Source organism: Pseudomonas sp. LRP2-20, assembly GCF_024349685.1.
Taxonomy (GTDB): domain Bacteria; phylum Pseudomonadota; class Gammaproteobacteria; order Pseudomonadales; family Pseudomonadaceae; genus Aquipseudomonas.
Genome location: NZ_AP025944.1, coordinates 4,888,523 through 4,902,004 on the forward strand (window position 1 = coordinate 4,888,523; position 13,482 = coordinate 4,902,004).

A 13,482-nucleotide genomic window follows, 5' to 3' on the forward strand; every position below is an offset into this window, starting at 1 on the left:
CCTTCACCCTGACCACCTTCACATAACGGAGAACCTACGATGAGCACTGACGGTGCCAACCAAGGAACCCGCTGGCTACCGCGCCTGATGGGCGTGCTGCTGTTGCTGATGGGCCTGGCCCTGCTGGCCGGCGGCATCAAGCTGAGCCAGCTGGGCGGATCGCTGTACTACCTGATTGCCGGTATCGGCTTTGCCCTGTCGGGCGCCCTGCTGCTGGCCAAGCGCCGCATCGCCCTGGGCCTGTATGGCCTGGTGCTGCTGGGCAGCACCGTGTGGGCCATGCTCGAAGTGGGCCTGGACTGGTGGCAACTGGTACCACGCCTGGCCATCTGGTTCGCCATCGGAGTGGTGCTGCTGTTGCCGTGGGCCCGTCGCCCGCTGACCGGCCCTGCAGCCAAGGCCAATACCGCGCTGCTGAGCATCGCCGTGCTGGCGTCGGGTGCCTGTGCCCTGGGCAGCCAGTTCACCCACCCGGGCGAAGTGTTCGGCGAACTCGGCCGCGACAACAGCGAAATGGGCAGCGCCGCACCGGCCATGCCCGATGGCGACTGGCAGGCGTATGGCCGCACCGAGCACGGCGACCGCTATTCGCCGCTGCGCCAGATCACCCCGCAGAACGCCTACCGCCTGGAAGAAGCCTGGCGCATCCGCACCGGCGACCTGCCGACCGACGACGACCCGGTCGAGCTGACCAACGAAAACACCCCGCTGAAGGCCAACGGCATGCTCTATGCCTGCACCGCCCACAGCAAGGTGCTGGCCCTGGACCCGGACACCGGCGCCGAGATCTGGCGCTACGACCCGCAGATCAAGACCCCGGTCGGCACCTTCAAGGGCTTCGCCCACATGACCTGCCGCGGCGTCTCGTACTACGACGAGAACAGCTACGTCAGCCGTGACGGCAGCCCGGCACCGAAGGTGTCCGATGCCGGCCAGGCCGTGGCCCAGGCCTGCCCACGCCGCCTCTACCTGCCGACTGCCGACGCCCGCCTGATCGCCATCAACGCTGATAACGGCAAGGTCTGCGAAGGCTTCGCCAACCAGGGCGCGATCGACCTGACCACGGGCATCGGCCCGTTCACCGCTGGCGGCTACTACTCCACCTCGCCAGTGGCGATCACCCGCAGCCTGGTGATCATCGGCGGCCATGTCACCGACAACGAGTCGACCAACGAACCGTCCGGCGTGATCCGCGCCTACGACGTGCACGACGGCCGCCTGGTGTGGAACTGGGACAGCAACAACCCGGACGACACCAAGCCGCTGGCCCCGGGCAAGATGTACAGCCGCAACTCGGCCAACATGTGGTCGCTGGCCAGCGTCGACGAAGACCTGGGCATGGTCTACCTGCCGCTGGGCAACCAGACCCCTGACCAGTGGGGCGCTGACCGCACCCCGGGCGCCGAGAAGTACAGCGCCGGTGTGGTCGCCCTGGACCTTGCCACCGGCAAGGCCCGCTGGAACTACCAGTTCACCCACCACGACCTGTGGGACATGGACGTCGGCAGCCAGCCGACCCTGGTGCACCTGAAGACCAAGGACGACATCAAGCCGGCGATCATCGTGCCGACCAAGCAGGGCAGCCTGTACGTGCTCGACCGCCGCGACGGCACACCGATCGTGCCGATCCGCGAGATCCCGGTCCCGCAGGGCGCGGTCAAGGGTGACCACACCGCACCGACCCAGGCCCGCTCCGACCTCAACCTGCTCGGCCCAGAGCTGACCGAACAGGCCATGTGGGGCGCCACGCCGTTCGACCAGATGCTGTGCCGCATCCAGTTCCGCGAGCTGCGCTATGAAGGCCAGTACACCCCGCCGTCCGAACAGGGCAGCCTGATCTACCCAGGCAACGTCGGCGTGTTCAACTGGGGCGGCGTGTCGGTCGACCCGGTGCGTCAGCTGCTGTTCACTTCGCCCAACTACATGGCCTTCGTGTCGAAGATGGTGCCGCGCGAGCAGGTGGCCGCCGGCAGCAAGCGCGAAAGCGAGACCAGTGGCGTGCAGCCGAACACCGGCGCTCCCTACGCGGTGACCATGCACCCGTTCATGTCGCCGATCGGCATCCCGTGCCAGGCGCCGGCCTGGGGTTATGTGGCGGCCATCGACCTGTTCACCAACAAGGTGGTGTGGAAGCGCAAGAACGGCACGACCCGTGACAGCACCCCGGTGCCGATCGGCATGCCGGTGGGTGTCCCGAGCATGGGCGGCTCGATCGTTACCGCAGGTGGTGTTGGCTTCCTCAGCGGCACCCTCGACCAGTATCTGCGTGCCTATGACGTGAACAACGGCAAGGAACTGTGGAAGGCCCGCCTGCCTGCGGGTGGCCAAGCCACGCCGATGACCTATACCGGCAAGGACGGCAAGCAATATGTGCTGATCGTCGCTGGCGGCCATGGCTCGCTGGGCACCAGGATGGGCGATTACATCATCGCTTACAAATTGGCCGAGTAAGGCTCTGTTGCGGCGGTGGCATCACCGCCGCATTCGCGGAGCAAGCCCGCTCCCACAGGTATCGCACCGTTCTAAAGGACTTCGCCATACCTGTGGGAACGGGCTTGTCCCGCGACGAGGCCGGCGCAAGCCGTGCAATGATGAAACCCTCCCCTTGTACCCTTCGTCTCCCATTGAAACCCATCCCTGCGCGCCCCATCTAAGCACCATAGTCATTTACGCAGGTGCCCCATGAGCGACCAGCAGGATTTCCCGGAACAACCCGACGAACACAGCGCAGTCGAACAGCCCGCCACCCAGGCCGATACCGGCCACGCCCTTGCCCTGCCCGGCCAACAGCTGCCGGACAAGGTCTATGTGATCCCGATCCACAACCGCCCGTTCTTCCCCGCGCAAGTGCTGCCGGTGATCGTCAACGAAGAGCCCTGGGCCGAAACCCTCGACCTGGTCGCCAAGACCGAGCACCACTCGCTGGCACTGTTCTTCATGGACACCCCGCCGGAAGACCACCGCCATTTCGACACCTCGGCCCTGCCGGAGTACGGCACCTTGGTCAAGGTGCACCACGCCAGCCGCGAAAACGGCAAATTGCAGTTCGTCGCCCAGGGTCTGACCCGGGTACGCATCCGTACCTGGCTCAAGCACCATCGCCCGCCGTACCTGGTCGAGGTCGAATACCCGCGCCAGCCGGCCGAGCCGACCGACGAGGTCAAGGCCTACGGCATGGCGCTGATCAACGCGATCAAGGAACTGCTGCCGCTCAACCCGCTGTACAGCGAAGAACTGAAGAACTACCTCAACCGCTTCAGCCCCAACGACCCGTCACCGCTCACCGACTTTGCCGCCGCGCTCACCTCTGCCACCGGCAACGAGCTGCAGGAAGTGCTCGACTGCGTGCCCATGCTCAAGCGCATGGAGAAGGTCCTGCCGATGCTGCGCAAGGAGGTCGAGGTTGCGCGCCTGCAAAACGAGATTTCCGCCGAGGTCAACCGGCAGATCGGCGAGCACCAGCGCGAGTTCTTCCTCAAGGAGCAGCTCAAGGTCATCCAGCAGGAGCTGGGCCTGACCAAGGACGACCGCAGTGCCGACCTCGAACAGTTCGAGCAACGCCTGACCGGCAAGACCCTGCCCGAACAGGCGAAGAAGCGCATCGACGAAGAAATGGGCAAGCTGGCCATCCTCGAGACCGGCTCGCCCGAATACGCCGTAACCCGCAATTACCTGGAATGGGCCACCGCGCTGCCCTGGGGCCTGTACGGCAAGGACAAGCTCGACCTGAAACATGCACGCAAGGTGCTCGACCAGCACCACGCAGGCCTGGACGACATCAAGGAACGTATCCTCGAATTCCTCGCCGTCGGGGCCTGGAAAGGTGAGATCAGTGGCTCGATCGTGCTGCTGGTGGGCCCGCCCGGGGTGGGCAAGACCAGCATCGGCAAGTCCATCGCCGAATCCCTCGGCCGGCCGTTCTACCGCTTCAGCGTCGGCGGCATGCGCGACGAGGCCGAGATCAAGGGCCATCGCCGCACCTACATCGGCGCCCAGCCGGGCAAGCTGGTGCAGGCGCTGAAGGATGTCGAAGTGATGAACCCGGTGATCATGCTCGACGAGATCGACAAGATGGGCCAGAGCTACCAGGGCGACCCGGCCTCGGCGCTGCTGGAAACCCTCGACCCGGAGCAGAACGTCGATTTCCTCGACCACTACCTGGACCTGCGCCTGGACCTGTCCAAGGTGCTGTTCGTGTGCACTGCCAACACCCTTGACTCGATCCCTGGCCCGCTACTCGACCGCATGGAGGTGATCCGCCTGTCCGGCTACATTACCGAAGAGAAGCTGGCCATCGCCAAGCGCCACCTGTGGCCCAAACAGCTGGAAAAGGCCGGCGTGGCCAAGACCAGCCTGAGCATCAGCGACAGCGCCCTGCGAACGGTGATCGAGGGCTATGCGCGAGAAGCCGGCGTGCGCCAGCTGGAGAAACAGTTGGGCAAGCTGGTGCGCAAGGCCGTGGTCAAGCTGCTGGAGAACCCGGATGCCAAGCTCAAGATCGGCAACAAGGACCTGGAGGCCGCGTTGGGCATGCCGGTGTTCCGCAGCGAACAGGTGCTGGCTGGCAAAGGCGTGATCACCGGCCTTGCCTGGACCAGCATGGGCGGCGCGACCCTGCCGATCGAGGCCACCCGCATCCACACGCTGAACCGCGGCTTCAAGCTCACCGGCAAGCTGGGTGACGTGATGAAGGAATCCGCTGAAATCGCCTACAGCTACGTCAGTTCCAACCTCAAGCAGTTTGGTGGTGACCCGGGCTTCTTCAACGAAGCGTTCATTCACCTGCACGTGCCTGAAGGCGCCACACCGAAGGATGGCCCGAGTGCCGGCATCACCATGGCCAGCGCGCTGCTGTCGCTGGCCCGCGACCAGGCGCCGAAGAAAGGCGTGGCCATGACCGGCGAGCTGACCCTCACTGGCCAGGTGCTGCCGATTGGCGGCGTGCGCGAAAAGGTGATCGCGGCGCGGCGGCAGAAGATCTTCAAGCTGATCCTGCCGGAGCCGAACCGCGGGGACTTCGAAGAGCTGCCGGACTACCTGCGCGAAGGCCTGACCGTGCATTTCGCCAGGCGCTTCGCAGACGTGGCCAAAGTCCTGTTCTGACCTGTACCGTCCTCTTCGCGGGTGAACCCGCTCCCACAGGGTAATCACAGTTTTCAAGCGCTGTGTTGTACCTGTGGGAGTGGCTTTAGCCGCGAAGAGGCCGGCACTGGCAACACAAAATCCCTTGATCATCGGTTATCCTCAGGCCATCGCCAGCCTTCGGAGCCACCATGACCGCCCCTCGTCTGCTCGTTCCCCTGAGCCTCGCCCTGCTCGCCGCCTGCGCCCAGCAGCCAAAGCAAACCGTCGAACTGGACGCCGAAAGCGAATGCCCCAAGCGCCTGCAGGTCGGCCAGAGCCTTACCCTGACCCTGCCCAGCAACCCCACCACCGGCTACCGCTGGCTGGTACAGAACCCTGCATCCAACGTGCTGCAAAGCCTGGGCCCCGAGGTCTACAGTGCCCCCGAAGACGCCGGCATCGTCGGCAGTTCGGGGATCTCGACCTGGCGCTACCAGGCCCGCACCGCCGGTGAAGGCCACCTGGTGCTGGTCTACCAGCAGCCCTGGGCCCCGGAAGTGCGCCCGGTACAGACCTTCGATTGCGCCATCCGGGTCAACTGAACAGTCAGCGCTGGTCAGCCAACCATGCATCCTGACTGCGGTTTGGCTAGAATGCCGGCCCTGCATATCGCCAGCCGCCTGGATTCACCGTGAGCAAACAACCCGACCGCCTTTTCGCCCAACCTCTGGAGCAAGTCCCCGACTTCGTGTTCAACGAAGACGTGGTGCGCGTGTTCCCGGACATGATCAAGCGCTCGGTGCCCGGTTACCCGACCATCGTCGAAAACCTCGGCGTGCTGGCCGCGCGCTTCGCCCAACCGCACACCGCGCTGTATGACCTGGGCGCTTCCCTGGGTGCCGTCACCCAGTCGCTGCGCCGCCATGTGCGCAGCGACGGCTGCCGGGTGATCGCGGTGGACAATTCGGCCGCCATGGTCGAACGTTGCCGCCAGTACCTCACCGCCCAGGATTCAATGTTCCAGGAGCTGCTGCCCGTCGAAGTGCTGGAGGCCGACATCCTCACTCTGCCCTTCGAGCCGGCCTCGGTGGTGGCAATGAACTTCACCCTGCAGTTCATCGCACCTGAACAACGCCTGGCGCTGCTCGGCCAGATCCGCCAGGCATTGCTGCCCGGCGGCGCGCTGATCCTCTCGGAGAAACTGCGCTTCGCCGATGACGAGGAGCAGACTCTGCTTAACGAACTGCACCTGGACTTCAAGCGGGCCAATGGCTACAGCGAACTGGAAATTGCCCAGAAGCGCAGCGCCATCGAAAACGTGATGAAGCCCGACACCCTGGAAGCCCATAAGGAGCGCCTGCACGCGGCCGGCTTCACCAAGGTGGTGCCGTGGTTCCAATGCCTCAATTTTGCCTCGCTGATAGCCCTGCCATGATCGATCTGTCCCCCCTCGTCCGCCGCCTGGCGGGCACGCCCCTGGCTTCCTGGTCCCAGGGCCTGCAAGCACAACTGCAAGCCAAGCTGGAAAAAGGCCACGGCGACCTCGACCGCTGGCGCGGTGCGCTCGACGCGTTGCCAGCCCTGCGGCCCAGCGAAATAGACCTGGTCGACGGCCTGCGCCTGGATTGCGAGTGTGATGACGCCACCCGCGCGCAGATGCGCCAGGCATTGATGGGCCTGTCGCCCTGGCGCAAGGGGCCGTTCGACCTGTTTGGCGTGCATGTCGACACCGAATGGCGCTCGGACTGGAAGTGGTCACGGGTCGGCCCGCACCTGGACCTCAAGGGCAAGCGCGTGCTCGATGTCGGCTGCGGCAATGGCTACTACCAGTGGCGCATGCTCGGCGCCGGCGCCGACATGGTCATCGGCGTCGACCCCAACTGGCTGTTCTTCTGCCAGTTCCAGGCCGTGCAACAGTACCTGCCGGAACTGCCCGCCTGGCACCTGCCGTTCGCCCTGGAGGAGCTGCCGGCCAACCTCGAAGGCTTCGACACCGTTTTCTCCATGGGTGTGTTCTACCACCGCCGCTCACCCATCGAGCACCTGCTGGCGCTCAAGGACTGCCTGGTCAAAGGCGGCGAGCTGGTGCTAGAAACCCTGGTGATCGAGGGCGACGAAAACCAGGTGCTGGTACCCGAAGACCGTTACGCGCAGATGCGCAACGTCTGGTACTTGCCGTCGGTACCGGCGCTGGAGCGCTGGTTGCGCCGCGCCGGCTTCACTGATGTGCGCTGCGTCGACGTGAGCGTCACCAGCGTCGAGGAACAGCGCAGCACCGAATGGATGCGCTACCAGTCGCTGGGCGATTTCCTTGACCCGAACGACCACAGCAAGACCATCGAAGGCCTGCCCGCTCCGCGCCGTGCCACCCTGCTGGCGCGCAAATAAAAAAGGCGTCCATGGGGACGCCTGAATCACACCTGCGCCAGGGAGCAGTGCTGGCACAGCTGCTGTTGCCTCAGTCTTTGGCCACCTCGCGGGCCTTCTCCTGTGCCTTGCGCTCGCGCTCGGCGATGGCCTGTTGCTTATCGCCGTGCAGGCGCTGCTGATCCTGGCGGAACGCTTGCCAGAACTGCTGGGAACGTTCTGCGCCCCCTTCGGCGTAGACACTGGCGCTGCCCAGGGCGAGGGTCGCCAGCAGCAGGTATTTGGTCAGGTTCATCGTGCTTGCCTCGTTGATAACCGATCAGACAGGGCAAGCGTAACCAGGGGCAGCTAACGCCAAGGTGAGGCGAGCATTACAGTCTTGCAATGTGGCTTCACATGGCCTGCTCCGGCGATAGCGCCGGAACAGGCAGCCAGATGACACCAGCATTACAAATCCGTTATCTGCGCCGAAGGGCCGTTCGCATGCCGTAACATCCTGCGGCTTGACCCTGAAGCCCCTACAGGCTTGAGAATCCCGCCTTTTCCAGCACACCGAGCCTGCCCATGCGCCTACTGATCATCGAGGACGAACTGCGTACCGCCGACTACCTGCAGCAAGGCCTGCGCGAAAACGGCTACGTGGTCGATTGCGCCCACACCGGCGTCGACGGCCTGCACCTGGCGCGCCAGCAGCCCTACGACCTGGTCATTCTCGACGTCAACCTGCCCGAACTGGACGGCTGGACTGTGCTGCAGCGCCTGCGCGCCGAATCGGCCACGCGGATCATGATGCTGACAGCCCATGGTCGTCTGTCAGACCGGGTCAAAGGCCTGGACCTGGGCGCTGACGACTACCTGCTCAAACCGTTCGAATTCCCCGAGTTGCTGGCGCGCATTCGCAGCCTGCTGCGCCGTAACGACCAGCAACTGCAACCGAGCACCCTGCGCGTTGCCGACCTGGAGCTGGACCCCGGCCGCCACCGCGCCTACCGCGCCGGCAAGCGCATCGACCTGACCGCCAAGGAGTTCGCCCTGCTGCACCTGCTGATGCGCCAGAGCGGCGAGGTGCTGTCGCGCACGCAGATCATCTCGCTGGTGTGGGACATGAATTTCGACTGCGACACCAATGTGGTCGAAGTTTCGATCCGCCGCCTGCGGGCGAAGATCGACGACCCGTTCGACGACAAGCTGATCCACACCCTGCGCGGCGTCGGCTATGTCCTTGAGGCCCGTGTGTGAAGCACGCCAGCCTGTCACTGCGCCTGGGCCTGAGCGTGACCCTGATGGGTGCCGCTCTGGTGTTGCTGCTCGCCTGCCTGGCCGTGTTCGCCCTCGACCACGAACTGGACAGCCGCGCCCGCAAGGACCTGGCGCGCAAGATGTTGCAGGTGGAGCACAACCTGCGGGTCGACCTGCGCAGCGAAGACCTGGGTAGCCGCGCCCATCCGTTGCTCGACCTGGTGATGGGCCACGACAACCTCAGCCTCAGCGTACTGGCCCTTGAGGGCCGCCACTCGCACCTGCTCAGCCTCGGCCCTGCCCTTGAGTCCCGGGTTGGCGAATTGCATACCGATTCACACCTGAACTATCACCAATGGCGCGATAGCAGCGGCAACCAGATCCTCACTGTCACCCGGCAGATGCGCCTGCGCGACGACACCCCGGTGCGGGTGATGATGTCGCTCAACCGCGCCGACGACCATGCCTTGCTTCAGGCCTATCTGCATTCGACCCTGCTGGCCCTGCCACTGCTGTTGCTGTTGATTGGCGCTGGCGCCTGGTGGCTCGTGCAACGCGGCCTGAAGCCTCTGCGCCACTTTCGCCGCATCGCCGGGCAAGTCTCTGCCCAGGACCTGCAACACCGCCTGCCCGTGAGCGGGTTGCCCCTGGAGCTGACGGAGCTGGCACGCAGTATCAACGTGATGCTCGACCGCCTGGACCAGGGTGTGCGCCAGCTGTCGCAGTTCTCCGACGACCTGGCCCACGAACTGCGTACCCCGCTGAGCAACCTGATGGGCAAGGCCCAGGTCACCCTGGCCCGCGAGCGTGATGGCAAGCACTACCGGGAAGTGCTGGAAGACAGCATCGAAGAGCTGACCCGGCTCAACCGCATCATCAACGACATGCTGTTCCTCGCCCAGGTCAGCCAGCCACAGGCGCAGGTAGCGCTCAAGCCGCTGGCATTGGCAGATGAAGCGGCGCAGGTCAGCGAGCTGTTTGCCTTCAGTGCCGAGCTCAAGGACATCGAGCTGCGGCTGCAGGGCTGGGGGACCGCACTGGCGGACCGCTTGATGTTCCAGCGGGCGCTGTCGAACCTGTTGAGCAATGCCATACGGCATGGCCCGGACGGACAGGCTGTGAAGCTGGGCATCGAGCGCCAAGGCAGTGAAGTGCTGATGTGGGTGGAGAACCAGGGGCCGGGGATTGCCGAAGCACATTGGCCGCAATTGTTCGAGCGGTTCTACCGCGTGGGGTCTGGGCGTTCGCGGCTGGAGGGCGGCACGGGCCTGGGGTTGGCGATCGTGAAGTCGATCATGCAACTGCATGGTGGGCGAGTCGAGGTGAGCAGCAGCCCATCAGGCCCGACTCGCTTCACACTGGTGTTTCAAGCAGAGTAAAGCGCAGCCTGCACTGGCCTCTTCGCGGGTAAACCCGCTCCCACAGGTACTGCACAGTACCTTGGATAAGTACTGTCCCTGTGGCTTGCGAAGGTACTGCACAGCACCTTGGATCAGCCCTGTCCCTGTGGCTCCCGCAGGTACTGCACAGTACCTTGGATCAGTGCTGTCCCTGTGGGAGCGGGCTTGCCCGCGAATGGGCCAGTGCAGGCGACTGATGAATCAGCGCGAAGCCGCGACGATCAGGGCCTTCATCTCGGCCACGGCAGCCTTGAAGCCAACGAACAAGGCATGCGCCACCAACGCATGGCCGATGTTCAGCTCATTGATCCCCTTGATCGCCGCCACCGCCTCGACGTTGTGGTAATGCAGGCCATGGCCGGCATTGACGATCAGCCCCTGGCCCACGCCAAACGCTACGCCATCGACGATGCGCTGCAGTTCCTCGGCCACTTCGGTCGGTGTTTCGGCATCGGCATAGCGCCCGGTGTGCAGCTCGATGGCCGGCGCGCCCACTCGGCGCGAAGCCTCGATCTGCCGCTCGTCGGCATCGATGAACAGCGACACTTCTGCCCCCGTACGCGACAGGCGCTCGACCGCTGCCTTGATCCGCGCCTCCTGGCCGGCCACGTCCAGGCCACCCTCGGTGGTCAGCTCCTGACGGGTTTCGGGAACCAGGCAGATATGCGCCGGGCGGATTTTCTCGGCAAAGGCCATCATCTCTTCAGTGACGCCCATTTCGAAGTTCATGCGCGTCTGCAGCACGTCCTTGAGCAGCACCACGTCGCGCTCCTGGATGTGCCGACGGTCTTCACGCAGGTGCACGGTGATGCCATCGGCGCCCGCTTCCTCGGCATCCAGCGCCGCCTTGACCGGGTCCGGGTAACGGGTGCCGCGGGCCTGGCGCAGGGTCGCCACGTGGTCGATGTTGACGCCGAGAAGCATGCGGTTGCTGTGAGTCACGAAAGGCTCTCCTGAAGTTTGAGCCGCACAGCATACGACGTGCTCAGCGCTTGCGAAACAGTTCCCGGCTGACCAGCGGCTTTGGCCCCAGGTGCACCGCCAGTGCCTGGCGCATCAGGCGCTTGGCCGCCAGCAATGCACCCGGTGCGTCCCAGTCGGCCTGGGCCAGCGCCAGCAGCTCGGTGCCCTTGAACAGGCCAGGCTGGGCCAGGTGCACGCGCTCGAGGCCGGCATCGACCCGCAAGCGGTACAGGCCGTCGCCTTCGACCGGGTCGTCGTTGATGTCGTTGCTCAGCGAAAAGGTGTAGCCCAGGTCTTCCAGCAGCCGCCACTCGAACGAACGCAGCAGTGGCTCCAGTGGCCTTCCCTCGGCCAATGCCTGCAGGGTCAGGGCGTAATGCTCGAACAGCTCTGGTTGCGGCGCCTCGGCGGGCAGCAGGCGCATCAGCAGTTCGTTGAGGTAGAGGCCGCTGAACAGCGCGTCGCCATGCAGCCACGCGGCAATACCAACGGTGTCCAGGCGCCTGACGTTCTTCAGCTCCCCTTTGCCGAACAGTTCCACTTCCAGCGGTACGAACGGCCGCACCAGGCTGCCGCCCTTACCCCGCGCACGGCGCAGCACCGCGCGCAGGCGGCCCTGGGGCGTGAACAAGTCCACCAGTGCACTGGTTTCCTTGTAGGCGCGGCTGTGCAGGACGTAGGCCGGCTGCGGCGTGGGTTGGTCCATGCGCTATCTCTGAAGGTCAGATGTAACTGTGGGAGCGGGCTTGTCGGAGCGCCGAACCGCCGCGAAAGCGGCGGTGAATTCACCATCGCATTCGCGGCGGTTCGGCGCCCCGGCAAGCCCGCTCCCACAGGGTACGTCGATTGCTCAGGGTGAGTTAAAGGTCGCCGTAGCCCAGCGAACGCAGGGCGCGCTCGTCGTCGGACCAGCCGCCTTTGACCTTGACCCAGAGGTTGAGCATGACCTTGGAGTCGAACAGCACTTCCATGTCCTTGCGCGCTTCAGAGCCAATGCGCTTTATGCGCTCGCCCTTGTCACCAATGATGATTTTCTTCTGGCCATCACGCTCGACCAGGATCAGGGCATGAATGTGCAGCACATGGCCCTGCTGCTTGAACTCTTCGATTTCCACGGTGATCTGGTACGGCAACTCCGCACCCAACTGGCGCATGATCTTCTCGCGCACCAGTTCAGCAGCGAGGAAGCGGCTGCTGCGGTCGGTGATCTGGTCTTCCGGGAAGAAGTGGTCGTTTTCCGGCAGGTGCTTGGCGATCTGGGCTTCCAGCGCTTCCAGGTTGTGGCCCTGCTGCGCGGAAATCGGCATCACTTCAGCGTTCGGCAGTTGTTCCTGCAACCACTGCAGGTGCGGAATCAACTCGGCCTTCTCTTCCATGCGGTCGGTCTTGTTGACGGCGATGATCAGCGGACCGGTCACGTACTGCACGCGCTCCAGCACCAGCTGGTCCTCGTCGGTCCACTTGGTGCGGTCGACCACGAAGATCACCACGTCGACGTCCTTCAGGGCCGCCGATGCGTTACGGTTCATGTAACGGTTCAAGGCCTTGTCATTGGCCTTGTGCATGCCCGGGGTGTCGACGTAGATCGCCTGCACGTCACCCTCGGTCTTGATGCCGAGCATGTTGTGGCGGGTGGTCTGCGGCTTGCGCGAGGTGATCGCCAGCTTCTGGCCGAGGATGTGGTTGAGCAGGGTCGACTTGCCCACGTTCGGGCGGCCGACGATGGCCACGTAACCGCAGCGGGTCGGGTTGTTATCAGTCATTGCCATTCTCCACGCCCAGGGCGATCAATGCAGCAGCGGCGGCGACCTGCTCGGCGATACGCCGGCTAACGCCCTGGCCACGGCTCTTGTTGTTCAGCAGCACCACTTCGCATTCGACGAAGAAGGTGCGGCAGTGCGGTTCGCCCTGGATGTCGACCACCTCGTAACGCGGCAGCTCGCAGCTGCGCGATTGCAGGAATTCCTGCAGGCGGGTTTTCGGATCCTTGTTGGTGTCGACCAGGGTCAGGCCTTCGAACTCGTCGGTCAGCCAGGCGAGCACACGCTCGCGCGCGGTCTGCATGTCCGCGTCCAGGTAGATGGCGCCGATCAGCGCTTCCAGGGCGTCGGCCAGGATCGACTCGCGGCGGAAGCCACCGCTCTTGAGTTCGCCCGAACCCAGGCGCAGGTAATCGCCCAGGTCGAAACCACGGGCCAGCCGGGCCAGGGTCTCGCCCTTGACCAGGCGGGCGCGCAGACGCGACAGCTGGCCTTCACGGGCCTGCGGGAAGCGCTCGAACAGCGCCTCGCCGGCAACGAAGTTGAGAATGGCGTCACCGAGGAACTCCAGGCGCTCGTTGTTGCGCCCGGCATAGCTGCGGTGAGTCAGGGCCAGCAGCATCTGCTCCTGGTTCTTGAAGGTATAGCCGAGCTTGCGCTCGAGACGGGCAAGGGAAGCACTCATGCAG

The 13,482-nt window shown here is 64.6% G+C and carries 12 protein-coding genes; 7 read left to right on the forward strand and 5 right to left on the reverse strand.

Annotated features, from left to right (window positions below; translation table 11 throughout):
* Positions 1-39 precede the first annotated feature (39 nt).
* From OCX61_RS21880 to cmoB, 5 genes are all read left to right on the forward strand, one after another.
* Positions 40-2,451 carry a glucose/quinate/shikimate family membrane-bound PQQ-dependent dehydrogenase gene (locus tag OCX61_RS21880; protein ID WP_261941348.1) on the forward strand — a complete coding sequence of 804 codons (2,412 nt, stop codon included), beginning with the start codon at positions 40-42 and terminating at the stop codon, positions 2,449-2,451.
* A 231-nt stretch (positions 2,452-2,682) separates the two neighbouring features.
* Positions 2,683-5,103 (forward strand): endopeptidase La, encoded by a 2,421-nt coding sequence (gene lon / locus OCX61_RS21885; protein ID WP_261941349.1) that lies wholly within the window; start codon positions 2,683-2,685, stop codon positions 5,101-5,103.
* A 170-nt stretch (positions 5,104-5,273) separates the two neighbouring features.
* Positions 5,274-5,666: a protease inhibitor I42 family protein gene (locus tag OCX61_RS21890; RefSeq protein ID WP_110636148.1), complete on the forward strand. Its 393-nt coding sequence runs from the start codon at positions 5,274-5,276 to the stop codon at positions 5,664-5,666.
* Positions 5,667-5,755: 89 nt separating this feature from the next.
* Positions 5,756-6,499 carry a carboxy-S-adenosyl-L-methionine synthase CmoA gene (gene cmoA / locus OCX61_RS21895; protein ID WP_261941350.1) on the forward strand — a complete coding sequence of 248 codons (744 nt, stop codon included), beginning with the start codon at positions 5,756-5,758 and terminating at the stop codon, positions 6,497-6,499.
* Positions 6,496-7,452 carry a tRNA 5-methoxyuridine(34)/uridine 5-oxyacetic acid(34) synthase CmoB gene (gene cmoB / locus OCX61_RS21900; RefSeq protein WP_261941351.1) on the forward strand — a complete coding sequence of 319 codons (957 nt, stop codon included), beginning with the start codon at positions 6,496-6,498 and terminating at the stop codon, positions 7,450-7,452. The genes cmoA and cmoB overlap by 4 nt, the downstream gene beginning before the upstream one ends.
* Before the next feature lie 70 nt (positions 7,453-7,522).
* Here cmoB and OCX61_RS21905 read toward each other — a convergent pair whose 3' ends face one another.
* On the reverse strand, positions 7,523-7,726 hold the full coding sequence (locus OCX61_RS21905; RefSeq protein WP_261941352.1) for a hypothetical protein: 204 nt from the start codon (positions 7,724-7,726) through the stop codon (positions 7,523-7,525).
* Between the two features lie 269 nt (positions 7,727-7,995).
* Here OCX61_RS21905 and OCX61_RS21910 point away from each other — a divergent pair, with 269 nt between their 5' ends.
* Both OCX61_RS21910 and OCX61_RS21915 read left to right on the forward strand, forming a co-directional pair.
* Positions 7,996-8,670, forward strand: coding sequence for a heavy metal response regulator transcription factor (locus tag OCX61_RS21910; protein ID WP_261941353.1), 675 nt, complete (start codon positions 7,996-7,998; stop codon positions 8,668-8,670).
* Positions 8,667-10,049 (forward strand): heavy metal sensor histidine kinase, encoded by a 1,383-nt coding sequence (locus tag OCX61_RS21915; protein WP_261941354.1) that lies wholly within the window; start codon positions 8,667-8,669, stop codon positions 10,047-10,049. Before OCX61_RS21910 ends, OCX61_RS21915 begins: the two co-directional genes overlap by 4 nt.
* Positions 10,050-10,271: 222 nt before the next feature.
* Here OCX61_RS21915 and pdxJ read toward each other — a convergent pair whose 3' ends face one another.
* The 4 genes from pdxJ to rnc all read right to left on the reverse strand — a co-directional run bounded on the left by pdxJ (position 10,272) and on the right by rnc (position 13,478).
* The gene (gene pdxJ / locus OCX61_RS21920; protein WP_152954894.1) at positions 10,272-10,994 is read right to left on the reverse strand and encodes a pyridoxine 5'-phosphate synthase; all 723 of its coding nucleotides are present in this window, start codon (positions 10,992-10,994) and stop codon (positions 10,272-10,274) included.
* A 61-nt stretch (positions 10,995-11,055) separates the two neighbouring features.
* Positions 11,056-11,739 carry a DNA repair protein RecO gene (gene recO / locus OCX61_RS21925; protein ID WP_261941355.1) on the reverse strand — a complete coding sequence of 228 codons (684 nt, stop codon included), beginning with the start codon at positions 11,737-11,739 and terminating at the stop codon, positions 11,056-11,058.
* A 154-nt stretch (positions 11,740-11,893) separates the two neighbouring features.
* Entirely contained in the window at positions 11,894-12,796 is a 903-nt protein-coding gene (gene era, locus OCX61_RS21930; protein ID WP_016498176.1) for a GTPase Era, read from the reverse strand.
* A complete protein-coding gene (rnc, locus tag OCX61_RS21935) occupies positions 12,789-13,478 on the reverse strand; it encodes a ribonuclease III (protein ID WP_027917873.1) in 690 nt (229 codons plus the stop codon). Before rnc ends, era begins: the two co-directional genes overlap by 8 nt.
* Between the last annotated feature and the right edge of the window lie 4 nt (positions 13,479-13,482).

What these genes read in the sequence shown, in the direction of transcription:
- pdxJ (WP_152954894.1), bottom strand. Translation starts at nt 10,994, where the DNA reads ATGCTTCTCGGCGTCAACATCGACCACGTGGCGACCCTGCGCCAGGCC.
- OCX61_RS21910 (WP_261941353.1), top strand. Translation starts at nt 7,996, where the DNA reads ATGCGCCTACTGATCATCGAGGACGAACTGCGTACCGCCGACTACCTG.
- OCX61_RS21880 (WP_261941348.1), top strand. Translation starts at nt 40, where the DNA reads ATGAGCACTGACGGTGCCAACCAAGGAACCCGCTGGCTACCGCGCCTG.
- era (WP_016498176.1), bottom strand. Translation starts at nt 12,796, where the DNA reads ATGACTGATAACAACCCGACCCGCTGCGGTTACGTGGCCATCGTCGGC.
- lon (WP_261941349.1), top strand. Translation starts at nt 2,683, where the DNA reads ATGAGCGACCAGCAGGATTTCCCGGAACAACCCGACGAACACAGCGCA.
- cmoB (WP_261941351.1), top strand. Translation starts at nt 6,496, where the DNA reads ATGATCGATCTGTCCCCCCTCGTCCGCCGCCTGGCGGGCACGCCCCTG.
- OCX61_RS21905 (WP_261941352.1), bottom strand. Translation starts at nt 7,726, where the DNA reads ATGAACCTGACCAAATACCTGCTGCTGGCGACCCTCGCCCTGGGCAGC.
- rnc (WP_027917873.1), bottom strand. Translation starts at nt 13,478, where the DNA reads ATGAGTGCTTCCCTTGCCCGTCTCGAGCGCAAGCTCGGCTATACCTTC.
- recO (WP_261941355.1), bottom strand. Translation starts at nt 11,739, where the DNA reads ATGGACCAACCCACGCCGCAGCCGGCCTACGTCCTGCACAGCCGCGCC.
- OCX61_RS21890 (WP_110636148.1), top strand. Translation starts at nt 5,274, where the DNA reads ATGACCGCCCCTCGTCTGCTCGTTCCCCTGAGCCTCGCCCTGCTCGCC.